We start from the raw sequence: 21,881 nt of genomic DNA, 5'->3' as shown, positions 1-21,881 counted from the left end.
GCGAAACAGGCAGCGCGGAGCATGGCACCGGCTTCGCCGGTGTTCGCGGGACAAGCCCGCTCCCACAGGAATCGCGTCAGCTTTTAGAAATTGAGCAAGACAGTTGCTCCCACAGGTACTCACTACGCCACAATCCTGTGGGAGCCGGCTTGCCGGCGATTGGGCTGCGAAGCAGCCCCGGCGCTATCAAGCGTTACGCTTGAGCGGCAGTTCAGCGAACTTCACACCCGCCAGCCCATGCTTGATCAGCGCACGGATGTTGCCATGGTCACTGCCCTCTGGCGTGGCCACGACATCACGGTAGTGCTCGCCAAAGGCCAGCAAGGCCTCCTGGTCGCTCAAGCCTTCCAGCAATGCCAGCCCCAGGGTCTTGCACGACCCTTCGTTCTGCCCGGCGGCATTTTCCACGCCGCCGTTGTTGAAGGCTTGTGGCTGGTAGCTGTAGTTAGCGGCAATGAACGCCAGGGTGTCGGCAAAGGCGTGTTGGCCGCTGGCAAGGCTGGCGCGCAGGGTGTTCAGATCAGTCACGGGGTTTTCCTTTTTCGAACGCCGCTTGTTGCTCGGCGCTGGCTTCTTTCTGGTGTTGGGCTTTCCACTCGGCATAAGACATGCCGTACACCGCTTCGCGGGCATCATCCAGGCTGATGTCGAGCTGACGCTCGTCGGCGGCGGCCTTGTACCACTTGGACAGGCAGTTGCGGCAGAAACCGGACAGGTTCATCAGGTCGATGTTCTGCACATCGGTGCGTTTCTGCAGGTGTTCGACCAGGCGCCGGAAGGCGGCGGCTTCAAGTTCGAGTTGTTGTTGCGGGGTCATGGGGCTTCCCTCAGGTCATGCGATTCTTCAGATGGCGGCCACCGTTGATGACCACCTGGCTGCCGGTGCTGTACTGGCTGGCGAGCAGGTATTTGACCGTCTCGATCAGCGGCCCGGCGCCGGGTTCGAATTCCAGCAGGGCCTTTTTCAGGGTCTGCTGGCGGTAGGCCTCGTCACCGCCTTCCTTGAGGATCAGCAGGCCCGGCAGGATACCGTTGACGCGCACCTTGGGCGCGTACTTTTCGGCGAACGACAACACCATGTTTTGCAGCGCAGCCTTGGTCGCGGCATAGCCGATATGGCTCTTGCTGCCACGCGAGGAGGTTTCGTCACAGATATGGATGATGTCGGCCTTGTCGACCTTGGCCAGCAGCTCGCCGAGCGCCAGGTTGAGGTGGTACGGCGCTTCGACGTGCAGGCGGAACATGGTGTCGAGGTTGTCCAGGCCATCATCGAGCCACAGCGAGGCGTTGTGGATGATCGCGCGCAGACCGTCGTAGCGCTGCTGCAGGAAGTCGATCAAGGCCTGGCGGTCGGCGGCCTGGCAGAGGTCTGCCTGGAACTGGACGATGTTCGGGTGCGCCGACTGCGCCTGGACGCTGCGGCTGGCGCTGACTACGGTATGGCCGGCCTGTGCCAGCTCAAGGGCCAGGGCCAGCCCGACGCGCTGGCTGGCTCCGGTAATGAGAATGGGGCTGTTCATGTGCGGGCGGTCAACTTGTCTGTCCTGTCGTTGCCGCCCAGCATACCCGAACTGTTTCCCTCTTGTAGCCCCGGCCTAGCGGCTGCGCAGGGCGGCGCCCGGGGCCGGTGCGGCGTGCAGCCAGCTGGCCAGCAGGCGGGTGGAGAGGGGGATGAACAGGTAGACCATCACCGGTGTCAGCGCCAGGGTGCTGGCCAGCACGCGCGGCACCAGTTCCAGCCCCGCCAGCCAGTGGCCGAACAACAGGTTGAACAGCAGCGAAACCGGGAAGAACGCCAGCCAGATGGCCACCGCCTGTTTCCAGCGCGGCGGTTTTTGCACCGTATTGGTGCCAAACCAGTCGTCGATGCCGCTGACGCGCCTCTCTTTGGGGCGTTCGAACAGGCCGTTACCGCGCTGCAACCAGGCACGACGCGAGGCCGAGTGCTCCCAGGCATGCAAGGTGGGCTCGTCGCTGAAGCGGAAAATGATCTGGAATTCGTCGCAGTCACGGGGTGGGGCGAAAATGCCCGAGCCGAGGTAGCCGGGGAAGTCGGTGGCCAGTTGCTCGCCTTCGTGCAGCCAGGCCAGCAGGTCCTGGTAGCGGCCGTGGGCGGCGCGACGCGACACCATCAGGGTGACGGGTGGGGTAGACATCGTGTATCTCCTGGCGGCGGGGCTGGCGGGTAGCTGGCCCCTAGGCTGTGTCGCCCGGGGTGGTGGGCGGCGCAGGCGTGCATGCAAGAATTGGGCGCGGATTATCGCGTATGTGCACTGGTCAGCAAAATCTGTCGGGCAAACGGCTGTTGTCCTGTGGGCTATCGCGACGTAGTAGAATGAGCGTTCAACTTCCGTGCACAGGTTACGCAGTGTTGATGAACAAACAGGGACGTACTTCGCAAACCGAAGCCGGTATGGAACACCGCGATTTGTTTCCGATACGTGAAGTTTCCCGCCTCACCGGGGTCAATGCCGTCACCCTGCGCGCCTGGGAGCGCCGCTATGGGCTGGTCCAGCCTACCCGCACCGAGAGCGGTCACCGCCTGTATTCCCAGGCCGACATCGACGATATCCGCCGTATCCTCGGTTGGCTCGAGCGCGGTGTCGCAGTCAGCAAGGTCGGCAGCATTCTCGCCCGCGACCAGGCCGTGATGCAGAACGCATTGGCGCCCGATGCCGCCAAAGGTTGGCAGGCCCAGCTGCGCGACGCCGTGCAGCGTTTCGATGGCGCGGGCCTGGATCGCCTGTTCGACCAGGTATTTGCTGCGATCACCCAGGACCAGGTATTCGCAGACGTCTTCATGCCGGTCTGGCACGATCTGGCGGCGGGGCAGGCGGTGTTTGGCCAGGCCAGTGAATGGCTGTTCCTCGACCAGTTCCTGCGGGGCCGTGTGTTCACGCGTTTGCAACTGTCACAGCAGCGACGCGGCCGTCATGTGTTGTTGGCACCCTTGCCAGGCCAATGCCTTGAGCTGGAGCTTTTGGTAAATGGGCTGCTGCTGGCGAGTGATGAAGTCAGAGTGACCCCGCTGATGCCAGGGCAACCGCTGGAAGAGCTGGCACTGATCAGTGAGCGCCTCGGGCCGGACGCCGTGGTGCTGTTCTCCAATCGTTCATTGACCCTCGACATGGGCAAGCGGCTGAGCCGTTTGGCCGTGGGCCTGCATTGCCCACTGTTGCTGGCGGGGGAGGCGGCCGAACTGGCACAGGAAAGCCTGGCAGGCAGCCTGGTGGCATGCCTCGGCGCAGAGGCTGGGTTGATGCGGCGGCGCTTGCGGCAGTACCTGGCCGGTCAGCTCGACACCTGAGCGTGCAGCTCTGGGTGTGCCTGGCGATGGGCCTGGAGGATGTATTCGCGCAGGCGCTCGACTTCCTCGGGCCGGCTGCGGCTGAGGTCGTAGGCCGCCAGGTCAGGGCCGATACGCCGGCGTAGCCTGCCGTGCAGGGCGATTGGCGCAATACCGCCTGGCGCGAAGTTCAGGTCGAAGCGCGACGGCGCTTGTGGCAGGCCGCGAATTTCCACGAGGGCGCCCTTGAAGGAAATATCACGCACCAACAGGCCACTGGCCTTGCCCTGCGCGTCCAGCAGCGCGCTCGGTTGGTCCATCGACAGGCGCCAGGGGCGCAGCATCGGGCCGTCTTCGTAGATCTCCGGCGAGCCGATCTGCAGGTGCAGGGCGTGGAACTCGTCTTCCACCAGCTGCAACGGGAAGCTGATCTGCTGATTGTTGAATTGCGCCTGCAGGGTGACCTGCTCGTTGGCGACCAGGCGGGTCAGCAACGATTGAATGCGATGGTCGCCGTTGACCAGCAGGCTCGACATGGGGTCGGCCAGGTTCAACTGCGGGGAGTGCTGCATGTTCTGGATGAAATCCAGCTCGTCCTGGGTCAGGAGCGCATCGGCTTGCATGATCGAACTCGGAGGTGACGATTTCTTCAACGGGATTGACCGTGCCGTGGACGATTGGTTCACAAGCGCTCGTCGCAATTGCGACGAGCGTGCAGTTCGGCCAGTTCACGTTCCAGTTCGACCTGGCGACTGACGTCCTTCTGGATGCCGATGAAATAGGTGCGCTGGTCTGCGTCGCTCTTGACCGGGGTGATCGACAGCTCGTTCCAGAAGCCGCTGCCGTCCTTGCGGTAGTTGCGCAGCACTTCGCGGCACGGGCGGCCCTCGGCCAGGGCCTTGCGGATGCGCGCACGGCCCAGCTGGTCGCGATCGTCGGCCTGCAGGAAACGGCAATCCTGATAGAGGATTTCGTCGCGGCTGTAGCCGGTCAGGCGTTCGAACGCCGCATTCACGTAGATCAGGATGGTGTCATCGCCTTCCTGTTCGGCGACCACGATCCCGTCGTTGGACGCATCGACCATCGATTGCAGCAATTGCGCGTTGATCATGTTCGGGCCATTGATCGGAAGGGGGACTTTGGTAGAGGCGGCCTTTTGCCAGCGCCGAATGCTAGTATCCTACGTTTTCACTCAGTTTCGGAATCCTCTCCCCGATGAAAGTCGCCATTATTTCCGGCTCGGTGTACGGCACCGCCGAAGAAGTCGCCCGCCACGCCGAGGGCCTGCTCAAGGCCGCGGGCTTCGAAGCCTGGCACGCCGCCCGCGCCACCCTGCAGGATCTTGAAGGCTTTGCCCCTGAAGCGTTGCTGGCCGTGACTTCGACGACGGGCATGGGTGAACTGCCGGACAACCTGATGCCGCTGTACAGCACCATCCGTGACACGCTGCCAGCGGCCTGGCGCGGCCTGCCGGGTGCGGTGATCGCACTGGGCGACTCCAGCTATGGCGATACCTATTGTGGCGGTGGCGAGCAGCTGCGCGAGCTGTTCGCCGAGCTGGGGGTGCGGGAAGTGCAGCCGATGCTCAAGCTCGATGCCAGCGAGACGGTGACCCCGGAGACCGATGCCGAGCCTTGGCTGGCCGAGTTTGCCCAAGCCTTGAAGGCCTGAATATTTGCGTTGTCTGTCCTGGCCCCTTCGCGGGACAAGCCCGCTCCCACAAGTTATCCACTAGTGCAGACTTAGTAGAGATCCTGTGGGAGCGGGCTTGTCCCGCGAAGAGGCCGGCATGTACAGCCTATTCCCTCACCAGCTCAAGCCAAGCCTGAGCCGCCCGCGACAGATACGCGCCACGCCGCCAGATAAACGCGATATCCCAGCGCAGATCCTTCGGCGCACTCAATGGCAAACGCACCACCCCAGGCCGTTCCAACGCCTTCGCCACCACCCGCGGCAGCAACACCACGCCCTGGCCCGCCGCCACCAGCGCCACCAGAAAATCCGCCTGGCCACTGCGCCCACCTTCCTTGGGCGTGAACCCTTGCTGCTGGCAAGCCTTGAGCAACCGGTCATTGAGCACGAAGCTGCGCTGATACAGCAGGAAAGGAGTATCCGCCAGTTGCTGCAAGGTCACCTGCCGCTGCCCCGCCAGCGCATGCCCGGCCGGTAGCAGCGCATCCAGCGGCTCGTTGCAGAACGGCTGGTGTTCGAACGCCGGATCGCTGGGCGTCAGGCTGCCGCCTAATTCCAGCTCGCCACTGTGCACCGCCTGCTCGACCGTGCGGCTGCCGCCTTCGAGCAGTTGAATCGAAATGTTCGGATGGCGCCGTCGGTACTCGGCGAACAACCCGGCGAACAAGGCATCGCTGCCCAGCATCGGCAGGCCCAGGCGCAGCTCGCCGCGTTCCATCTGGCTGAGGTCGTCCAGCTCGTTGAGCAGCGCCTGGCGTTGGCGCAGCAACGCCTCGCCCCGTTCCAGGACGATGCGCCCGGCAGCGGTCAGGTGCAGGTGCGAGGCCTGGCGTTCGAGCAGTGGCTGGCCGATAGCCTGCTCCAGCTGGGCCACCTGCTTGCTCACGGCCGATTGACTGATGTGCAGCGTCTGCGCGGCTTGGGTGAAGCCGCCGCGCTGGACCACTTCGATGAAGCTGCGCAGCTGTTTGAATTCCATCTTCTGAATTCCATATTGGAATGGCGATCAGTCTAACAATTCGCTTCTGGCCTAGGCAGCCGAATCTTAGAATGAAGGCCTGTCGAGGAACCCTCCCATGAAACCCGCGTTATTGAAAAAAACCCTGCGCCTGCTCACCGAGCTGGCGGTCCTCCTGGCGTTGTTCTGGACCGGTAGCCAACTGGCCGGTTGGCTGGGTTGGCCCATCCCTGGCGGGGTGATGGGCCTGGCCCTGCTTCTGCTGCTGTTCGCCTGCGGCGTGGTCAAGCCCGCTACCTTGCAACTGGGCGCAGGCTGGCTGATGGCCGAGATGCTGTTGTTCTTCATACCGGCGCTGATGAGCCTGCTCGATTACGGCACCCTGGTACGTGAAGAAGGCTGGCGCATCCTGCTGGTGATTGCCGTGAGCACCCTGATGGTCATGGTGGTCACCGCCGTCACCGTCGAGCTGGTCTGCCGTTGGAGGTTGCGCCATGAGCATTGAGCCCATGCCGCTGTTCTGGCTGGCGCTGACCCTGCTGGCCTACCTGGGCAGCCGTTGGCTGTACCGACGTACCGGGCGGTACCTGATGTCGCCACTGATCCTGGTGCCGGCACTGCTGTTGGCGGTGGCTGTGCCATTGCACACCGCTTATGCCGAATATGCCCGCAACACCCACTGGCTGATGGGCGTGCTGGGCCCGGTGACGGTGGCCTTCGCAGTACCGATCTGGCAACAGCGGGCGATGCTGGCCCGGGACTGGCCGGCATTGCTGATCGGCATGCTGGCAGGCAGCACGGCGTCGATCGCCAGTTCCTGGGGCCTGGCGCACCTGCTGTCGCTGGACACAGCGACCAGCCTGTCACTGGTGCCGCGTTCGATCACCACGCCATTCGCCATGCCGCTGGCCCATGACCTCGGTGGCGTGCCGGAGCTGACGGCAGTTTTCGTCATGTTCACCGGCGTGCTCGGCGCCCTGTTCGGCGGCGTGCTGCTGCGCTGGCTGCCGTTGCGCTCGGCGTTGGCGCGGGGTGCGCTGTTCGGTGTCGGCGCCCATGGCGCCGGGGTCAGCCGCGCCCACGAGGTGGGCCGTGAAGAAGGTTCCGTGGCCGGCCTGGTCATGGTGCTGACCGGCTTGCTCAACCTGTTCGCAGCGCCGCTGCTGGCCATGCTGCTGTGACCGTTCGTGCCACTGGCTCGCTCGGTCAACAAGCTGGCTGGCAACGCAAGTTTCACCTGTTGGGCGGCTGACTAGACTCAGCCTCGACAAAGAGAGCACAAGTAAGTGCCGAGGTGACTTGCAATGACCGCAGCCTTGCCTAACACCGTCAACACCTAGACAACCGGGACGAATACGATGCCATTGGCCGAGATACCATTGTGCGTCTGGCGTACCCGGGGACAGAGTTTCACGTTCCGGGGCCAGAGCATCCGCTACTGGACCGCAGGGCAAGGAGAGCCCCTGCTGCTACTGCATGGATTCCCGACCGCCAGCTGGGACTGGCACTACCTGTGGGCGCCGCTGACCCAGCATTTTCGGCTGATCGCCTGCGACATGCTGGGGTTTGGCGACTCGGCCAAACCGCTGGACCATACCTACAGCCTGATGGAGCAAGCCGACCTGCAACAGGCCTTGCTGGCCCATCTCAAGGTACAGGTACCGGTGCACCTGCTGGCGCACGACTATGGCGGCAGCGTGGCCCAGGAGCTGTTGGCGCGGCACCATGAGCAGCGTGCCGAGATCGCCAGCTGCGTATTCCTCAACAGCGGCCTGTTCCCTGAGAGCTGCCAGGTGCTGCTGGTGCAGAAACTGCTGCTCAGTCGCCTGGGCTGGCTGGTCGGGCGCTCGTTCAAGCGTGATGACCTGGTGCGCAATGTCTCGCAGACCTACGGGCCCTGTACCCGCCCCAGTGAAAGTGCCCTGGATGACTGCTGGAGCCTGATTGCCGCGCACGGCGGTACCCGCATTTTGCACAAGCTGGTGAGCTTCGTGCCGGAGCGCCGCGCCCATCGCGAACGCTGGGTCGGCGCGCTGCAGGCCGAGGGTGTGCCGCTGCGCTTCATCAATGGCGTGGTCGACCCGCTCTCGGGCGCGCGCATGGTCGAGCGCTACCGGCAACTGGTGCCCAACCCGGACACCGTGCAGCTGCAAGGCATTGGCCATTACCCCCATACCGAGGCCCCTGCGCAGGTCCTGCGCCACTACCTGGTTTTTCGCGAGCAATGCCTGAGCTACCTGCCGCAGAAAGTCGCCTGGTCCTGAACCGCCGACCATCGTCCTGCGTTATCGCCTGGCATTCAGCGTGGGTGCGCTTGATTGTCCGGCGCCTGGGCGTTGGCACAGACTCGACGCATTCAACCTGAGCTGGAGCCAAGCGCATGAGCGAGCCGGTAACGCTGCAAGACCGTGTGGTGATCGTCACGGGGGCCGGTGGCGGCCTGGGCCGCGCCCATGCGCTGCTGTTCGCCGCGCGAGGGGCTCGGGTGGTGGTCAATGACCTGGGCGGTTCGAGCCATGGCGAAGGTGCCAGTGTTTCGGCGGCGGACCGGGTGGTGGCCGAAATTCGCGCTGCCGGGGGGACCGCAGTGGCCAACCACGACTCGGTCAGCGCTGGCGCGCGCATCGTCGAACAGGCGCTGGACAGTTTCGGCCGGGTCGACGTGCTGGTGAACAATGCCGGCATCCTGCGCGACAAGACCTTCCACAAGATGGACGACGCTGACTGGGAGCAGGTCTACCAGGTGCATGTCGAGGGTGCCTACAAGGTGACCCGCGCCGCCTGGCCGCACATGCGCGAGCAACAATGGGGGAGGGTGATCTTTACCGCCTCGACCTCCGGCATCTACGGCAACTTCGGCCAGGCCAACTATGGCATGGCCAAGCTGGGCCTGTATGGCCTGACCCGCACCCTGGCCATCGAAGGGCGCAGGCAGGGTGTGCTGGTCAATGCCATCGCGCCCACCGGTGGCACGCGCATGACCGAGGGGCTGATCCCGGCGCAGGTATTCGAGCGTCTCAAGCCTGAACTGGTCAGCCCGTTGGTGGTGTACCTGGGCAGCGAGCAGTGTCAGGACAGCGGCGAGCTGTTCGAGGTGGGCGGTGGCTGGATTGGCAAGGTGCGCTGGGAGCGCAGCCTGGGCGTCGGGTTCGACCCCCGTGAAGGGTTCACACCGGAGCAGGTGGCGCAGCACTGGGCACAGATCGGTGACTTCGATGGCGCGGTACACCCCCAGGACAACGTGCAGGCGTTGCAGCAGATGATGGCCAATCTGCAGAAGTATCCGCTGGGTTGATGGCTGCTTTGCACCAGGCATAAAAAAGGCCGCTGCAAACGCAGCGGCCAATCGAGACGTTAGATCAAGGAGCTTCAAAATCTACGTCGGTGAAACCTCGCGGGCCTGAAAGGCGGGGGGGGGTATTGCCCTTCATGCCGGCCAGTGAGTTAAGAATAAGCGCTTGATCCTGTAGGAAAAATAGCCGCTTATGACATTCACCTTTACGTTTCGGGCAACAGTGTCCCAGGGGCCTTTCAAGGCTGCGGCGAGTGCCCCATGCGCCAGCTGGTATCCCGCGCGGCCGCCAGCAGGCGCTGCGCCGCCGGACCCTGTTCATCGGCGTGGAAGATCGACGTCGGCCCCACCACGGTCATCACCGCGGCGATCTGCCCCAGGGCGTTGAACACCGGTGCCGACAGTGCATCCACACCGGGCATCAGCAGACCATGCACATGGTGCAGCCCCTGCTTTCGAATACCGGCGAGCACGGGTTCATAGTCGCTGGCGCTGTGCGCCAGCGTGGCCAGTTCGCGGTCGCGCAGCTCCACCGTTTCGCGTTCGGGCAGGTAGGCGGCGAACACCAGCCCGGTGGACGAACTGAGCAGCGGCAGCACCGAACCGATCTGGGTCACCACGGTGACAGCCCGCACTGCCGGCTCGATGCTCACCACCGTCGCACCCTGGTTGCCCCATACGGCGATGAAGCAGCTTTCGTTGAGTTCGTCGCGCAATTGCGACAGCGGCAGCGCCGCGATCTTCAGCACGTCGATGCTGCCCAGGGCTGCCAGGCCCACGCGCAAGGCTTCGCGGCCCAACCCGTAGTGGTTGGTGGCCGCATCCTGTTCGGCAAAGCCACTGGCGATCAGCGCCTGCAGGTAGCGGTGCACTTTGCTCGCCGGCATCTGCACGTGTTCGGCCAGGCGCGACAGCGAGGTAGAAGGGGACAGCTCGGCGAGGGCCTTGAGGATGTCGGTGCCGACTTCCGCCGAGCGGACCTTCTGCTTGCCGGTGTCGGTGGGGGAGCTGGCTTTGGCCATGGAGGTGGAGGTTCCGATTCGTCGAGTCGCGCCTTTATAGCTTGACGCCATGCAGCGATCAAATTACGTTATTCGTAATCTGATTACGATAAAAACAAAACCCGGAGGCATCGATGAACCGTGACACGTCCCCCGACCTTCAGTACCTGAGCGGCTTCGGCAACGAATTCGCCTCTGAAGCCCTGCCCGGCGCATTGCCCATCGGGCAGAACTCGCCGCAGAAGGCCCCCTACGGGCTGTATGCCGAGCTGCTGTCGGGTACGGCGTTCACCATGACCCGCAGCGAGCTGCGCCGCACCTGGCTGTACCGCATCCGCCCCTCGGCGCTGCACCCGCGTTTCGAGCGCCTGGAGCGCCAGCCGCTGGTCGGCCCTCTGGGCGCGATCACCCCCAACCGCCTGCGCTGGAACCCGCAACCGATCCCCAGCGAGCCCACCGATTTCATCGAAGGCTGGTTGCCCATGGTGGCCAATTCGGCCGCTGAAAAACCGGCGGGAGTGAGCATCTACATCTACTGCGCCAACCGCTCCATGGACCGGGTGTTCTTCAACGCCGACGGCGAGCTGCTGCTGGTGCCCGAGCAAGGTCGCCTGCGCATTGCCACGGAACTTGGGGTGATGGTGGTGGAGCCGCTGGAGATTGCGGTGATCCCGCGGGGCATGAAGTTCCGGGTCGAGCTGCTCGATGGCCAGGCGCGTGGTTACCTCGCAGAAAACCATGGCGCGCCGCTGCGCCTGCCGGACCTGGGCCCGATCGGCAGTAACGGCCTGGCCAATCCGCGCGACTTCCTCACCCCCGTGGCGCACTACGAAGAAGCCGAAGGGCCGGTGCAGCTGGTGCAGAAGTTCCTGGGCGAGCACTGGGCCTGCGCGCTGCAGCATTCGCCCCTGGACGTGGTCGCCTGGCACGGTAGCAACGTGCCCTACAAATACGACCTGCGCCGCTTCAATACCCTTGGCACGGTCAGCTTCGATCACCCGGACCCGTCGATCTTCACCGTCCTCACCTCGCCGAGCAGTGTGCACGGCCTGGCCAACATGGACTTCGTGATCTTCCCACCGCGCTGGATGGTGGCGGAAAACACCTTCCGACCCCCGTGGTTCCACCGCAACCTGATGAACGAGTTCATGGGCCTGATCAGCGGTGCCTACGATGCCAAGGCCGAAGGCTTCCTGCCGGGAGGCGCCTCGCTGCACGGGGTGATGAGCGCCCACGGGCCCGATGCCGACACCTGCGAAAAAGCCATCGCCGCCGACCTCGCGCCGCACAAGATCGACAACACCATGGCCTTCATGTTCGAGACCAGCCAGGTGCTGCGTCCGAGCCGCCAAGCCCTCGAATGCCCGCAATTGCAGGCCGACTACGATAGTTGCTGGGCCACCTTGCCGAGCACCTTCAACCCGAACCGGAGATAACCGATGAACCAGACCGCCATTGCCCGTAGTTGGGTCAAGCACGCCAACGGGCACCGCGACTTCCCGCTGCAGAACCTGCCGCTGGGCATCTTCAGCCGCCCGGGCGAAGCGCTGCGCTGTGGCGTGGCCATCGGCGATGCCATCCTGGACCTGGAGGCCGTGCTGGCTGCCGGGCTGTTCGAGGGCCAGGCCAAGGCTGCCGTCGAGGCTACCCGTGGCGGCGCGCTGAATGCCTTCTTTGCCCTCGGCCGCACTGCCCGGGTGGCCCTGCGCGAGCGCCTGCTGGTGCTGTTGGGCGAGCACAGCGAGCACCAGGCGGCGCTGAACGCGGCGTTGCATCCGGCCAGCGAATGCCAGCTGCACATGCCGGCCAAGGTGGGCGACTACACCGACTTCTACGTGGGCATCCAGCACGCCACCAACGTCGGCAAGCTGTTCCGCCCCGATAACCCGCTGCTGCCCAACTACAAGTACGTACCGATCGGCTACCACGGCCGCGCTTCGACCCTGCGCCCTTCGGGCACCGATGTACGCCGCCCCAAAGGCCAGACGCTGCCGGCCGGCCACACCGAGCCGAGCTTCGGCCCCTGTGCACGCCTGGACTACGAACTGGAGCTGGGCATCTGGATCGGCCAGGGCAACGAGATGGGCCAGGCCATTCCGATCGCCGAGGCTGACCAGCACTTGGCTGGCCTGTGCCTGCTCAACGACTGGTCGGCGCGGGATATCCAGGCCTGGGAATACCAGCCTCTGGGCCCGTTCCTGTCGAAAAGTTTCATCACCTCGATCTCGCCCTGGGTGGTGACCGCCGAAGCGCTTGAGCCGTTCCGCCGTGCCCAGCCGGCACGCCCTGAGGGTGACCCGCAACCGCTGCCGTACCTGCTGGATCAGCGTGACCAGGCCACCGGTGCGTTCGATATCGAACTGGAAGTGCTGCTGCTGACCGAGCGCATGCGCGAGCAGGGCTTGCCCGCCCACCGCCTGGCGCTGAGCAATACCCTGAACATGTACTGGACCGTGGCGCAGCTGATCGCCCACCACAGCGTCAACGGCTGCCAGTTGCAGCCAGGCGACCTGTTCGGTTCGGGCACCTTGTCCGGTGCGACCCCCGATGCCTTCGGCAGCCTGCTGGAGACCACCGTGGGCGGCAAGCAGCCGGTCGAGCTGGCCAGTGGCGAGCTGCGCAAGTTCCTCGAAGACGGCGACGAGATCATCCTGCGCGCCCGTTGCCAGGGCGACGGCGTGGCCAGCATCGGCTTCGGTGAATGCCGCGGCAAGATCGTTGCGGCCAACTGAGGGGGCAGGGCCATGGAGCTGTATACCTATTACCGTTCCACCTCGTCTTATCGGGTGCGCATCGCCCTGGCGCTCAAGGGCCTGGATTACCAGGCCCTGCCGGTCAACCTGCTGAAGGGTGAGCAACGCGGCAGCGACTATGTGGCGCTGAACCCGCAGGGCCGAGTGCCGGCCCTGCGTACCGATGGCGGCGAACTGCTGGTGCAGTCGCCGGCGATCATCGAGTACCTGGAGGAGGTTTATCCACAGCCTGCGCTGTTACCCACAGGCGCCGAGGCGCGGGCCAGGGTGCGTGGGGTGGCGGCGATCATCGGTTGCGATGTGCACCCGCTGCACAACGTCAGTGTGCTCAACCAGCTGCGCCAGCTGGGGCATGACGAGGGGCAGGTCAACCAGTGGATTGCCCACTGGATCGGCCAGGGCCTGGCCGCGGTGGAACAACTGATTGGCGACCAGGGCTTCTGCTTCGGCGACCAGCCGGGCCTGGCGGATGTCTACCTGATCCCGCAGCTGTATGCGGCCGAGCGTTTCAACATCGACCTCGGCGGTTATCCACGTATTTGTCGGGTCGCGGCACTGGCCGCCGGGCACCCGGCATTCGCCAAGGCGCATCCCTCCTGCCAGGTGGACACCCCCGCTCAGTGAATCGAATGGTTCTCCGTCGGAAGCTTGCCGATACGTTCGGACAGCTTCAGGCGCTGGACCGGGTCATCGGTCAGCAGCAGCGCATGCTCCAGGTCGAATCGCTCGGCCTGTGGGCATTCCAGGTGCTGGTACAAGGACGCGCGCGTCATGTAGTCGCTGACCTGCACCGGCCCCAGTTGCATGACCCGTTCGGCATCGACCAACGCGGCCAGGTGGTTGTCGTTGCTGATATGCAGCTGGCGCAGGTTGCGCGACAGGCGCTGGAGCATCTGCGCCGGGCTTGCCGTGCGCAAGTGCTCGGCGGTGAGCGGCACATGCGGGCCGAACTGGCGTGCCAGTAATTCGCGGCAATCATTGGGGTACAGACGCCGGCCACCACAGGGGTCGAGCAGATGATCGGCACCGGGTACGCGAAGCAGGAAGTGCCCCGGGAACGCCACCCCCTCCAGCGGGATCGACAGGCGTCGGGCCAGCTCCAGGGTGATGATGGCCAGTGCCAGCGGTTGGCCTCGGCGACGATGCAGCACCTTGTCCAACAGCGCCGCTTGCGGGCGCAGCGGATGAAATTCGTCCTGCTGGAAACCCAGCGCATTCAGCTGGCGCAGCAGGGGTTGGGCCAGTTCGCACACGGGCAGCATCGGCAGCCTGGCGCTGATCTCACGTTGCAGGTCCTGGATGATTGCAAGAGAGGTTGCGGGCTCGACCTTTCGATCGTGCTCGACGGCAATCCACAAGGCGGCTTCCAGCAGGGCGACAGGCTCGCACTCCATGCAGGCCAGGCAGGCTTTACGTGGGTTCATCGGGCTTCTCCACACAGGTTTGAGTATTAGCTCTGGCGCCGTGTTTCGTCCAGTGGTCCGCCCGCAGCGCCAGGTATGGCCGCGTGCCTATACTGGTAGGAGCACCTCGATGGGGAGCCCGCCGATGTTCGCGCTGATGCAAAGCACCCGTACCCAGTCGCTGCACCTGTTCATCGACCCGCCTACCGGCCTCAAGGCCGTGGTGGCCATTCACAGCGAGCACCTGGGCCCGGCGATGGGCGGCTGCCGCTACTTGCCGTATGCCGATGACGAAAGCGCCATGACCGATGCCATCCGCCTGGCCCAGGGCATGAGCTACAAGGCGGCATTGGCCGGCCTGGCGCTGGGCGGCGGCAAGGCCGTGATCATGCGCAACCCCCATGTGGAAAACCGCGCCGCGTTGTTCGAGGCCTTTGGCCGTTTCATCGATACCCTGCACGGGCGCTTCATCATTGCCGTGGACAGCGGCACCTCGACGGTGGACATGGACTGCATCGCCCAGAGCACGCCCCATGTCACCAGCACCACGGCCTCCGGCGACCCCTCGCCGCATGCGGCCATGGGCGTGTTCGCCGGCATCCGTGCGACGTCCCAGGCGCGTTTGGGCAGCGGCAACCTCGAAGGGCTGCGGGTGGCGGTGCAGGGCCTGGGCAATGTCGGTTACGCGCTGGCCGAGCAGTTGCACGCGGCGGGGGCGGAACTGCTGGTGAGTGACCTCGACCCTGGCCGGGTGCGCCTGGCGGTGGAGCAGTTCAACGCCCATCCGGTGACCAACGACGCCCTGATCAGCACTCCCTGCGATATTTTCGCGCCCTGCGGCGTAGGGCCGGTGCTTACTGGCCAGAGCGTGATGCAGCTGCGCTGCGCGGCAGTGGCGGGGGCGGCGAACAACCAGCTGACCACGTTGCAGGTGGCGGACCAGCTGGAGTCCCGCGGGATTCTGTATGCGCCGGATTACGTGATCAATGCCGGTGGGCTGATCTACGTGGCGATGACGCACCGTGGTGAAGACCTTGGCACCATCACGGCGCACCTGGCACGGATACCCTCACGACTGACCGAAGTGTTCGCCCATGCCCAGGCCGAGAAGCGCTCGCCGGCGCGGGTGGCGCAGATGCTGGCGGAGCGGTTGCTGTATGGTTGATGCTGCATCGGCCGCTTCGCGGACCCGCCCCACAGGGATCGCGCAAGCTTTTGGGTTGTTGTCAGTGTGCTACCCCAGTCACTCAGCTGCGTTGGCTTCAAGCAGCTCCGCCAGGGCATCCGGTTGGCTCTTGAACGCCCGGGCGAACACATCGCGGTTCTTGGCCATGTAGATACCCGCTTCCTCGACCTGCTGCTCGGTCAGCGAAGGCACCGCCTTCTGCAACACCTCGGCAAGGCGCTCGGCCAGTTCGAGCATCTTGTCATGACGATCTGCTTCGGCCTTATCCATGAACAAGCGCTCCGGGTCGCGGCTGCTTCGGTACACCACTTCGACGGCCATTCATCACCTCTGTGCCTTTTTGCGGTTGGGTTATTCGATTACTGTATGCGCATACAGTAATGGCATGACGCTTCAGGCGCAAGCCTTGCCGCAAAAAAGCCTGGCTTACAGGTGCCTTGCGGCAATCGGTCGCCTTCCAAGGCGAGGGCCTGGCCCTTTAACTGCATGGCACAAGCGTCACAGTGATGACGCATCATCCTTCAGGTCGTATCGGGGAGTTGGACATCGTGAACATCAAATGGGCTGAAAAGCTGCGCAAGGGGCTGCATGGCTCGGCCGATTCGCTGGGCAATCTGTGTGTCGAGGGGTTTCATTACCTGGCGCTGTTCGGCATCGGTGCGATCACGGCCTATGCGGCGGTAGTGACTTTCCTCGACATGCTCGGCAAGGGCGGGGTCAGCGTCGATGACATCCTGCTGCTGTTCATCTACCTGGAGCTGGGGGCGATGGTCGGGATCTACTTCAAGACCAACCACATGCCGATCCGCTTCCTGCTCTACGTGGCGATCACCGCACTGACGCGCCTGCTGATCGGCGATGTCTCGCACCACAAGGCGCCGGACGTGGGCCTTCTGTATGTGTGCGGCGGCATCCTGCTGCTGGCCTTCGCGATCCTGGTGGTGCGCTACGCCTCGTACCGCTACCCGTCGACCAAGGTGCTGGATGCCAACGGCAAGGAAGTGGAAGACGGCAAGTAGGCTCAGTTGGCCATGAAATGGCTGGGTGCATGGCGTGGGTCGCGGGTCAGTGCGGCCAGAACCTGCAACGGGTTCTGCCCCAGCTCGATGGCCAGGCCCAGGCGAATGCTGTCGATGACCCGCTGCAGGCGCACCGGGTCGTTGCGCTGGGCCTGGCTGATCAGGCGCTTGGCGGCGACGCCTGCGTCGTCGGAGAGGGTCAGCATGATGCTGCCGTCCAGGCTTTCGATGCTCAGGTTGATCCGGTACTCGGGGGCGAAGGCGGCGCTGATCTGGTCGAATGGGTTGTTCATGCTTGGGGTCTGCAAAGATTGACTGCAGAAGTTGACCCGGCATCTGCCAGGTTGGTTCAGGGCCATTGATCGCCACAAACGAAAACGCCCGGCATTGGCCGGGCGTTGTTGTTCATGGGCGTGAATCAGGCGTCGGGGTCACTCAGCTCCAGGACGCCGCGCTTGCTGCGCAGTTTGCCGTAGAAGTGTTCCAGCGCGTTGTTCAGCTTGCTGGCGGCACCGTCGACCGCCTGGTCCAGCGAGGTGGCGGTGTGGGTCACGGAAATCGGTTGGTGGCCTTTGGGGCGAGCCTCCATCTGGCAACGTTTGTCATGCGGACCGGGTTTGGCACCATTGTCGTCGCGCAGGTGCACCTCGATGCGGGTGAGGTCCTCCTCGTAACGTTCGAGCGTGGCTTCCAGCGTACTGCGGACCCACTCGTTGAGACGGATGTTGCCTTCGATATGGTTGCTGCTGTTGACCTGGATTTGCATGATTCAATCCTTATTCAGCTTGCTCGCATGGAGGCGTGCCTAGGCCCTTGAGGGACCTGGAATTTCTTCGCCTCTTGACTCTAAGGTCAGGCAACCGCTGGATGAATTCAAGCCCTTGTTGAAAATAAATTTTCTGTAGCAAATCCAGGTGGCGGCGGATCGCTTTGTGGCCTAATGCGGCACTCTTTGCTTATGAGAATTGAAATCATTACTATTGCACCCCCCAGATTCTTCCGGACCTTCGCCATGAAGCGCAACGCCGCCGGGCTCCCTCTCAGCTATCGCCTGGCCGTGACCTCTCGCAGCCTGGCTGCACTGCTGGGCGGTTACCTGCTGGCGTCCATGGCCAGTGTCTGCATCACCCTGTTGCTGCCGTTGCCGCAGGTCGATGCGGCCATGACCGGCATGATGTTGTCGTTCGTTTTCTACCTGTTGGCCTTCATCTGGTGCTTCGCCTGCCGCAGTGCGTGGCACGCCTGGCTCGGCATGCTGGTGCCAAGCCTGCTGCTGGGGCTGCTGAACGGATTCGTGTACTGGATGAAAAACCCATGAAGGAAGGCTTCCGCCAGGCGATGGCCTGGTTGCACACCTGGACCGGCCTGATCTTCGGCTGGCTGCTGTTCGCCATCTTCCTGACCGGCACGCTGTCGTACTTCAAGGATGAAATCAGCCACTGGACGCAGCCCGAGGTTCGCCGCCATGCGCTCGACCCGGTGGCCAGCCTGGGCCTGGCCCAGCGCTACCTGGAGGCCAATGCCGGGCACGCCGAGAGCTGGATGATCCGCCTGCCCAACGCCCGCGAGGCGGCGCTGGAGGTGAGCTGGCGCGAGCCTGGAAGTGGGCGCCGGGGAGGCGTCAGCAAGCCGCTCGACGCCCACACCGGGCAACCCGTCGAGGTCCGTGACAGCCGTGGTGGCGAGTTCTTCTACCGCTTCCACTTCCAGCTGCAGATGCCGCACCCCTGGGGCCGCTGGCTGGCGACCTTCTGCGCGTTCATCATGCTGCTTGGCCTGGTCACCGGCATCATCACCCACAAGAAGATCTTCAAGGAGTTCTTCACTTTCCGCCCCGGCAAGGGCCAGCGCTCATGGCTGGACGGGCACAACGCCATTGGCGTGCTGGTGCTGCCGTTCCACCTGATGATCAGCTACAGCAGCCTGGTGATCTTCATGTACATGGTCATGCCGGCCAGCATCATGGCCAGCTATGGCGGCAGCACCGAGGGCTATTTCAACGACCTGTTCGGCCGCGAAGAGGTGCCCAAGGTGGCCAATGCGGCGGCGCCGCTGGTGCCGCTGGCCAGCCTGTACGCCCAGGTTCAGCAGCAGGTGCCCGGTGCAGCCATGGGCTATGTCCAGGTGTACAACCCGGGCGACCGCAATGCCCGGGTCAGCTTCACCCAGGCCGCGGCCGACAGCATCGCCTACCAGCGCAGCGCCACCTGGATGTTCGACGGCGCCACGGGCCAGTTGCTGACCCAGGGCGCCCCGGAAAGCGCGACGATGATGACCGCGTTCAGCGTGGTCGGCCTGCACATGGGCAACTTCGCCGGGCCTTGGCTGCGCTGGTTGTATTTCGTCTTCGGCATCGCCGGGACTGCGGTCATCGGCACGGGCCTGGTGATGTGGCTGGGCAAACGCCAGCTCAAGCACGCCAAGCGCGAACGGCTGCCGGGCGAGCTGCGCCTGGTCGAAGTGCTCAACATTGCCGGCATGAGCGGCCTGCTGCTCGCCGTGGCCGGGTTCTTCTGGGCCAACCGGCTGCTGCCCATGGCCTGGTCAGGGCGGGCCGACTGGGAAGTGAACAGCTTCTTCCTGGTCTGGCTGGCGGCGCTGGTACATGCCGTGCTGCGCCCCGGACGCAAGGCGTGGGGCGAGCAACTGGCCCTTGGCGCGTTGGCGTTCGCGCTGCTGCCGTTGCTCAATGGCCTGACTACCGGGCAAGGGCTGAACCATTCACTGGTAGCGGGAGACTGGGCCATGGCCGGGTTCGACTTGACCGCGCTGGGCACCGGGCTGTTCCTCGCCTGGGCGGCGGGCAAGATGCTGCGCGCGCCAAAATCCCGCGCCAAGCGCGCTCCAGGCGCGCCCAAGGCGACGATTGATTCGGCCGAGGTGAGCGGATGATCAGCGTTGCCCTGATCGCTTTTGCCGGCTTCGCCGTACTGTGCCTGGCCATGGACAGGCATTTCAGCGAACTGCTCGGACGCAAGCCGGGCCCAGGCCAACTGCGTCTGTTGCGCTGCGCGGGGTGGTTGCTGCTGGCGCTGTCGCTGGCGATTGCCATGCACCTGCGGGGCTGGGCCCATGGCCTGGTGGAGTGGATCGCGGTGTCGATGGCCGGTGTCACCCTGTGGGTATTCGGCATGCCGTACCAGCCGCGTCTGCTGCTGGGCCTGGCCGCCATCAGCCTGGTGCTGGGGCCGGCGCTGGTCGTTGTCCGCTAGAACTACCCTTCAGCCTTGTGGCTGAAGGCCGCGCGATAATCGCCAGGCGTTGCACCGAATGCCTGGCGAAAGCGGTTGCTGAAATGGCTGGCACTGGCAAAGCCACACAACAGCGCCACCTGCCCCAACGGCAACTCGCCCAGCCGTAGCAGCTGGCAAGCACGATGCAGCCGCCGCGCCAGCAGATACTGGTGTGGCGGCACGCCGAAACTGCTGCGGAACATGCGCGCGAAGTGGTACTCGGAGAGGTTGCAGTGCAGGGCCAGCTCACCGAGGGTGATGGGCTGGTCGAGATGAGCCTCCATATACTCGACCAACTGCCGACGCAGGCTCGGCGCCAAGCCGCCTTTCAGGCGCAAGCCCTGGCGCAGCCCTACCTGACTGAGCACCGCGTGATCGACGATCTCGTGCGCCAGGCTGCTGGCCAGCAAGCGTTCACCGGGCTCGTCCCAATCCAGGCTTATCAGCTGCCGAAAGCGCAGCGACTGCTGCGGATCGTCCAGAAAGGTCGCCTCCTGCAACTGCACCTCCCGCGGCTCACGGTCGAGCAGGCGCACGCAGCCCAGGGCGAATTGCGCCTCGCTGATGTAAAGGTGCGCGAGGCGGATCGAGCCGTTGACCACCCAGTTCGACTCCTGGCCGGCCGGCATGATGCACAGCTTGTTCGGCGCGCCTTTGTCTGCCGGGCGCTGGCGGCGGTGGGTGCCGGTGCCGTCGGCGATGTAGCAGGACAGTGTGTGGTGGCTTGGCGCCTGGTAGTCGCGGGCATCGTCGCGGTTGTTCCACAACGCCGCTGCCAGGCCGTCGCCCAGGTGCGCGCTATGCTCCAGCCGGGCGTGGGGCGAGGCGTGCATGGCGTTGAACACTTGCAACTGGCTGAGCGGGGTCATGGGCGATTCCTCCGAGGCCATCGTACTGCGCTCGCGGTGCGGTTACAGCCACCTGAGAGGGAAAACCGCAAGATTGTGCAAGCGGGTAGGGGCAGAAGGGCGAACACTGGGGACTCGGCGAGGGCTGTGCCCTCGATTCGCGGGACAAGCCCGCTCCCACAGAATCCGAAGACTGCGCGGTACTTGTGGGAGCGGGCTTGTCCCGCGAAGCGCCGGGCACCATTTCTGAAAGGCCCAAGGAAACACCGCCATGAACCTGTCCCTGTACCTGCTCACCGTCCTGATCTGGGGCACCACCTGGATCGCCCTGAAACTGCAATTGGGCGTGGTCGCCATCCCGGTGTCGATCGTCTACCGCTTCGCCCTGGCCGGCCTGATCCTGTTCGCCATCCTTCTGCTCACGCGCCGCCTGCAGCCGATGAACCGGCGCGGCCACCTGATCTGCCTGGCCCAGGGTTTCTGCCTGTTCTGCGTGAATTTCATGTGCTTTCTCACGGCCAGCCAATGGATCGCCAGTGGCCTGATCGCCGTGGTGTTCTCGACCGCGACGCTGTGGAATGCGCTGAATGCGCGGGTGTTCTTCGGCCAGAAGATCGCCAGCAACGTACTCGGCGGCGGGGCGCTCGGCTTGCTGGGTCTGGGCCTGCTGTTCTGGCCCGAGCTGGCACACCATGCGGCCAGCCGCGAAACCCTGTACGGCCTGGGCCTGGCGTTGCTCGGCACCCTGTGCTTCTCGGCCGGCAACATGCTGTCGAGCATGCAGCAGAAGGCCGGGCTCAAGCCGATGACCACCAACGCCTGGGGCATGGTCTACGGCGCAGCGATGCTGGCCGGGTATTGCCTGGTCAATGGCGTTCCGTTCGCCATGGAGTGGAACACGCGTTACATCGGTTCGCTGCTGTACCTGGTCATACCGGGTTCGGTGATCGGCTTTACCGCTTACCTGACCCTGGTCGGGCGCATGGGGCCGGAGCGGGCGGCCTATTGCACGGTGCTGTTCCCGCTGGTGGCGCTGAACGTGTCGGCGTTTGCCGAGGGGTATGTGTGGACGGCGCCCGCGTTGCTGGGGCTGGTGGCGGTGATGGCGGGGAATGTGCTGGTGTTCCGCAAGCCCAAGGGCGCGGTGAGGGGGGGAGTGGCGTTGGCCAAGTAGGTGGTTTTCGCCTGCTCCGGCCCTATCGCCGGCAAG

Annotated in this window: 28 protein-coding genes; 15 read left to right on the top strand and 13 right to left on the bottom strand. The window is 64.5% G+C overall.

The genetic code is table 11. The annotated features are described in order from the left end of the window. Window positions 1-186: 186 nt before the first annotated feature. From PMI38_RS17755 to PMI38_RS17740, 4 genes are all read right to left on the bottom strand, one after another. Window positions 187-528, bottom strand: a complete 342-nt coding sequence (locus tag PMI38_RS17755) for a HopJ type III effector protein (protein ID WP_008096708.1) — start codon at window positions 526-528, stop codon at window positions 187-189. Beyond that, window positions 521-817: a DUF1244 domain-containing protein gene (locus PMI38_RS17750; protein ID WP_008096707.1), complete on the bottom strand. Its 297-nt coding sequence runs from the start codon at window positions 815-817 to the stop codon at window positions 521-523. Before PMI38_RS17750 ends, PMI38_RS17755 begins: the two co-directional genes overlap by 8 nt. A 10-nt stretch (window positions 818-827) precedes the next feature. Then, a complete protein-coding gene (gene folM / locus PMI38_RS17745; RefSeq protein WP_008096706.1) occupies window positions 828-1,520 on the bottom strand; it encodes a dihydromonapterin reductase in 693 nt (230 codons plus the stop codon). Between the two features lie 75 nt (window positions 1,521-1,595). Continuing rightward, the gene (locus PMI38_RS17740; protein WP_008096705.1) at window positions 1,596-2,156 is read right to left on the bottom strand and encodes a hypothetical protein; all 561 of its coding nucleotides are present in this window, start codon (window positions 2,154-2,156) and stop codon (window positions 1,596-1,598) included. A gap of 218 nt (window positions 2,157-2,374) precedes the next feature. Between PMI38_RS17740 and PMI38_RS17735 the strand changes: the two genes are divergently transcribed. Further along, complete coding sequence (locus PMI38_RS17735) at window positions 2,375-3,307, top strand: MerR family transcriptional regulator (RefSeq protein ID WP_008096703.1); 933 nt, start codon at window positions 2,375-2,377, stop codon at window positions 3,305-3,307. Here the strand turns inward: PMI38_RS17735 and PMI38_RS17730 are convergent. After that, window positions 3,292-3,909, bottom strand: a complete 618-nt coding sequence (locus PMI38_RS17730; RefSeq protein ID WP_008096702.1) for a PilZ domain-containing protein — start codon at window positions 3,907-3,909, stop codon at window positions 3,292-3,294. The two genes, PMI38_RS17735 and PMI38_RS17730, sit on opposite strands and share 16 nt — an antisense overlap. Window positions 3,910-3,968: 59 nt before the next feature. Then, complete coding sequence (locus PMI38_RS17725; RefSeq protein ID WP_008096700.1) at window positions 3,969-4,397, bottom strand: PAS domain S-box protein; 429 nt, start codon at window positions 4,395-4,397, stop codon at window positions 3,969-3,971. A 104-nt stretch (window positions 4,398-4,501) separates the two neighbouring features. Here PMI38_RS17725 and PMI38_RS17720 point away from each other — a divergent pair, with 104 nt between their 5' ends. Next, window positions 4,502-4,957: a flavodoxin gene (locus tag PMI38_RS17720; RefSeq protein WP_008096697.1), complete on the top strand. Its 456-nt coding sequence runs from the start codon at window positions 4,502-4,504 to the stop codon at window positions 4,955-4,957. A 127-nt stretch (window positions 4,958-5,084) separates the two neighbouring features. On the opposite strand, the gene PMI38_RS17715 is transcribed toward PMI38_RS17720, so the two are convergent. Next, the gene (locus PMI38_RS17715) at window positions 5,085-5,957 is read right to left on the bottom strand and encodes a LysR family transcriptional regulator (protein ID WP_008096695.1); all 873 of its coding nucleotides are present in this window, start codon (window positions 5,955-5,957) and stop codon (window positions 5,085-5,087) included. Between the two features lie 97 nt (window positions 5,958-6,054). Between PMI38_RS17715 and PMI38_RS17710 the strand changes: the two genes are divergently transcribed. From PMI38_RS17710 to PMI38_RS17695, 4 genes are all read left to right on the top strand, one after another. Next, window positions 6,055-6,441, top strand: a complete 387-nt coding sequence (locus PMI38_RS17710; RefSeq protein ID WP_008096694.1) for a CidA/LrgA family protein — start codon at window positions 6,055-6,057, stop codon at window positions 6,439-6,441. Continuing rightward, the gene (locus PMI38_RS17705) at window positions 6,431-7,117 is read left to right on the top strand and encodes an LrgB family protein (RefSeq protein ID WP_008096693.1); all 687 of its coding nucleotides are present in this window, start codon (window positions 6,431-6,433) and stop codon (window positions 7,115-7,117) included. Before PMI38_RS17710 ends, PMI38_RS17705 begins: the two co-directional genes overlap by 11 nt. A 177-nt stretch (window positions 7,118-7,294) precedes the next feature. Next, window positions 7,295-8,200: an alpha/beta fold hydrolase gene (locus PMI38_RS17700; RefSeq protein ID WP_008096690.1), complete on the top strand. Its 906-nt coding sequence runs from the start codon at window positions 7,295-7,297 to the stop codon at window positions 8,198-8,200. A gap of 116 nt (window positions 8,201-8,316) precedes the next feature. Beyond that, window positions 8,317-9,231, top strand: coding sequence for an SDR family oxidoreductase (locus tag PMI38_RS17695; RefSeq protein WP_008096689.1), 915 nt, complete (start codon window positions 8,317-8,319; stop codon window positions 9,229-9,231). A gap of 236 nt (window positions 9,232-9,467) precedes the next feature. Here PMI38_RS17695 and PMI38_RS17690 read toward each other — a convergent pair whose 3' ends face one another. Next, window positions 9,468-10,250, bottom strand: a complete 783-nt coding sequence (locus PMI38_RS17690; protein ID WP_008096687.1) for an IclR family transcriptional regulator — start codon at window positions 10,248-10,250, stop codon at window positions 9,468-9,470. A gap of 113 nt (window positions 10,251-10,363) precedes the next feature. Between PMI38_RS17690 and hmgA the strand changes: the two genes are divergently transcribed. Genes hmgA through maiA form a run of 3 tightly spaced genes read left to right on the top strand, consistent with a single transcriptional unit; the run spans window position 10,364 to window position 13,606 of the window. Then, complete coding sequence (hmgA, locus tag PMI38_RS17685; RefSeq protein WP_008096685.1) at window positions 10,364-11,665, top strand: homogentisate 1,2-dioxygenase; 1,302 nt, start codon at window positions 10,364-10,366, stop codon at window positions 11,663-11,665. Between the two features lie 3 nt (window positions 11,666-11,668). Further along, on the top strand, window positions 11,669-12,961 hold the full coding sequence (fahA, locus tag PMI38_RS17680) for a fumarylacetoacetase (protein WP_008096683.1): 1,293 nt from the start codon (window positions 11,669-11,671) through the stop codon (window positions 12,959-12,961). Between the two features lie 12 nt (window positions 12,962-12,973). Continuing rightward, window positions 12,974-13,606 carry a maleylacetoacetate isomerase gene (maiA, locus tag PMI38_RS17675; protein ID WP_008096681.1) on the top strand — a complete coding sequence of 211 codons (633 nt, stop codon included), beginning with the start codon at window positions 12,974-12,976 and terminating at the stop codon, window positions 13,604-13,606. Here the strand turns inward: maiA and PMI38_RS17670 are convergent. Next, window positions 13,600-14,406, bottom strand: coding sequence for a SirB1 family protein (locus PMI38_RS17670; protein ID WP_008096679.1), 807 nt, complete (start codon window positions 14,404-14,406; stop codon window positions 13,600-13,602). The genes maiA and PMI38_RS17670 overlap by 7 nt on opposite strands. A 124-nt stretch (window positions 14,407-14,530) precedes the next feature. On the opposite strand from PMI38_RS17670, the gene PMI38_RS17665 reads away from it, so the two are divergent. Next, window positions 14,531-15,550, top strand: a complete 1,020-nt coding sequence (locus PMI38_RS17665; protein ID WP_043273873.1) for a Glu/Leu/Phe/Val dehydrogenase family protein — start codon at window positions 14,531-14,533, stop codon at window positions 15,548-15,550. A 78-nt stretch (window positions 15,551-15,628) separates the two neighbouring features. On the opposite strand, the gene PMI38_RS17660 is transcribed toward PMI38_RS17665, so the two are convergent. Further along, a complete protein-coding gene (locus PMI38_RS17660) occupies window positions 15,629-15,892 on the bottom strand; it encodes a YebG family protein (RefSeq protein WP_008096675.1) in 264 nt (87 codons plus the stop codon). A 227-nt stretch (window positions 15,893-16,119) separates the two neighbouring features. On the opposite strand from PMI38_RS17660, the gene PMI38_RS17655 reads away from it, so the two are divergent. Further along, entirely contained in the window at window positions 16,120-16,590 is a 471-nt protein-coding gene (locus PMI38_RS17655; RefSeq protein ID WP_008096673.1) for a phosphate-starvation-inducible protein PsiE, read from the top strand. A 2-nt stretch (window positions 16,591-16,592) separates the two neighbouring features. Here PMI38_RS17655 and PMI38_RS17650 read toward each other — a convergent pair whose 3' ends face one another. Further along, window positions 16,593-16,883, bottom strand: coding sequence for a DUF3509 domain-containing protein (locus tag PMI38_RS17650; RefSeq protein WP_008096671.1), 291 nt, complete (start codon window positions 16,881-16,883; stop codon window positions 16,593-16,595). Between the two features lie 125 nt (window positions 16,884-17,008). Next, complete coding sequence (locus PMI38_RS17645) at window positions 17,009-17,356, bottom strand: HPF/RaiA family ribosome-associated protein (protein WP_008096669.1); 348 nt, start codon at window positions 17,354-17,356, stop codon at window positions 17,009-17,011. A gap of 246 nt (window positions 17,357-17,602) precedes the next feature. On the opposite strand from PMI38_RS17645, the gene PMI38_RS17640 reads away from it, so the two are divergent. Genes PMI38_RS17640 through PMI38_RS17630 form a run of 3 tightly spaced genes read left to right on the top strand, consistent with a single transcriptional unit; the run spans window position 17,603 to window position 19,802 of the window. Continuing rightward, on the top strand, window positions 17,603-17,908 hold the full coding sequence (locus PMI38_RS17640; RefSeq protein WP_008096666.1) for a DUF3649 domain-containing protein: 306 nt from the start codon (window positions 17,603-17,605) through the stop codon (window positions 17,906-17,908). Beyond that, complete coding sequence (locus PMI38_RS17635) at window positions 17,905-19,482, top strand: PepSY-associated TM helix domain-containing protein (RefSeq protein ID WP_008096665.1); 1,578 nt, start codon at window positions 17,905-17,907, stop codon at window positions 19,480-19,482. Before PMI38_RS17640 ends, PMI38_RS17635 begins: the two co-directional genes overlap by 4 nt. Beyond that, on the top strand, window positions 19,479-19,802 hold the full coding sequence (locus PMI38_RS17630) for a DUF3325 domain-containing protein (protein WP_008096664.1): 324 nt from the start codon (window positions 19,479-19,481) through the stop codon (window positions 19,800-19,802). Before PMI38_RS17635 ends, PMI38_RS17630 begins: the two co-directional genes overlap by 4 nt. A 2-nt stretch (window positions 19,803-19,804) precedes the next feature. Here PMI38_RS17630 and PMI38_RS17625 read toward each other — a convergent pair whose 3' ends face one another. After that, the gene (locus tag PMI38_RS17625) at window positions 19,805-20,692 is read right to left on the bottom strand and encodes a helix-turn-helix domain-containing protein (RefSeq protein ID WP_008096662.1); all 888 of its coding nucleotides are present in this window, start codon (window positions 20,690-20,692) and stop codon (window positions 19,805-19,807) included. Between the two features lie 250 nt (window positions 20,693-20,942). On the opposite strand from PMI38_RS17625, the gene PMI38_RS17620 reads away from it, so the two are divergent. Then, window positions 20,943-21,845, top strand: coding sequence for a DMT family transporter (locus PMI38_RS17620; protein WP_008096660.1), 903 nt, complete (start codon window positions 20,943-20,945; stop codon window positions 21,843-21,845). The last annotated feature ends 36 nt before the right edge of the window (window positions 21,846-21,881 follow it).

The organism is Pseudomonas sp. GM84, from assembly GCF_000282535.1.
Lineage (GTDB): Bacteria > Pseudomonadota > Gammaproteobacteria > Pseudomonadales > Pseudomonadaceae > Aquipseudomonas.
The sequence above is the reverse complement of the archived record's forward strand: the minus strand, read 5'-3'. Positions and strand labels throughout refer to the sequence as shown.

Coding starts and splice junctions, on each gene's coding strand:
- PMI38_RS17750 (WP_008096707.1), bottom strand. CDS start 817: ATGACCCCGCAACAACAACTCGAACTTGAAGCCGCCGCCTTCCGGCGC.
- folM (WP_008096706.1), bottom strand. CDS start 1,520: ATGAACAGCCCCATTCTCATTACCGGAGCCAGCCAGCGCGTCGGGCTG.
- PMI38_RS17740 (WP_008096705.1), bottom strand. CDS start 2,156: ATGTCTACCCCACCCGTCACCCTGATGGTGTCGCGTCGCGCCGCCCAC.
- PMI38_RS17735 (WP_008096703.1), top strand. CDS start 2,375: ATGAACAAACAGGGACGTACTTCGCAAACCGAAGCCGGTATGGAACAC.
- PMI38_RS17730 (WP_008096702.1), bottom strand. CDS start 3,909: ATGCAAGCCGATGCGCTCCTGACCCAGGACGAGCTGGATTTCATCCAG.
- PMI38_RS17725 (WP_008096700.1), bottom strand. CDS start 4,397: ATGATCAACGCGCAATTGCTGCAATCGATGGTCGATGCGTCCAACGAC.
- PMI38_RS17720 (WP_008096697.1), top strand. CDS start 4,502: ATGAAAGTCGCCATTATTTCCGGCTCGGTGTACGGCACCGCCGAAGAA.
- PMI38_RS17715 (WP_008096695.1), bottom strand. CDS start 5,957: ATGGAATTCAAACAGCTGCGCAGCTTCATCGAAGTGGTCCAGCGCGGC.
- PMI38_RS17710 (WP_008096694.1), top strand. CDS start 6,055: ATGAAACCCGCGTTATTGAAAAAAACCCTGCGCCTGCTCACCGAGCTG.
- PMI38_RS17705 (WP_008096693.1), top strand. CDS start 6,431: ATGAGCATTGAGCCCATGCCGCTGTTCTGGCTGGCGCTGACCCTGCTG.
- PMI38_RS17700 (WP_008096690.1), top strand. CDS start 7,295: ATGCCATTGGCCGAGATACCATTGTGCGTCTGGCGTACCCGGGGACAG.
- PMI38_RS17695 (WP_008096689.1), top strand. CDS start 8,317: ATGAGCGAGCCGGTAACGCTGCAAGACCGTGTGGTGATCGTCACGGGG.
- PMI38_RS17690 (WP_008096687.1), bottom strand. CDS start 10,250: ATGGCCAAAGCCAGCTCCCCCACCGACACCGGCAAGCAGAAGGTCCGC.
- hmgA (WP_008096685.1), top strand. CDS start 10,364: ATGAACCGTGACACGTCCCCCGACCTTCAGTACCTGAGCGGCTTCGGC.
- fahA (WP_008096683.1), top strand. CDS start 11,669: ATGAACCAGACCGCCATTGCCCGTAGTTGGGTCAAGCACGCCAACGGG.
- maiA (WP_008096681.1), top strand. CDS start 12,974: ATGGAGCTGTATACCTATTACCGTTCCACCTCGTCTTATCGGGTGCGC.
- PMI38_RS17670 (WP_008096679.1), bottom strand. CDS start 14,406: ATGAACCCACGTAAAGCCTGCCTGGCCTGCATGGAGTGCGAGCCTGTC.
- PMI38_RS17665 (WP_043273873.1), top strand. CDS start 14,531: ATGTTCGCGCTGATGCAAAGCACCCGTACCCAGTCGCTGCACCTGTTC.
- PMI38_RS17660 (WP_008096675.1), bottom strand. CDS start 15,892: ATGGCCGTCGAAGTGGTGTACCGAAGCAGCCGCGACCCGGAGCGCTTG.
- PMI38_RS17650 (WP_008096671.1), bottom strand. CDS start 16,883: ATGAACAACCCATTCGACCAGATCAGCGCCGCCTTCGCCCCCGAGTAC.
- PMI38_RS17645 (WP_008096669.1), bottom strand. CDS start 17,356: ATGCAAATCCAGGTCAACAGCAGCAACCATATCGAAGGCAACATCCGT.
- PMI38_RS17640 (WP_008096666.1), top strand. CDS start 17,603: ATGAAGCGCAACGCCGCCGGGCTCCCTCTCAGCTATCGCCTGGCCGTG.
- PMI38_RS17635 (WP_008096665.1), top strand. CDS start 17,905: ATGAAGGAAGGCTTCCGCCAGGCGATGGCCTGGTTGCACACCTGGACC.
- PMI38_RS17630 (WP_008096664.1), top strand. CDS start 19,479: ATGATCAGCGTTGCCCTGATCGCTTTTGCCGGCTTCGCCGTACTGTGC.
- PMI38_RS17625 (WP_008096662.1), bottom strand. CDS start 20,692: ATGACCCCGCTCAGCCAGTTGCAAGTGTTCAACGCCATGCACGCCTCG.
- PMI38_RS17620 (WP_008096660.1), top strand. CDS start 20,943: ATGAACCTGTCCCTGTACCTGCTCACCGTCCTGATCTGGGGCACCACC.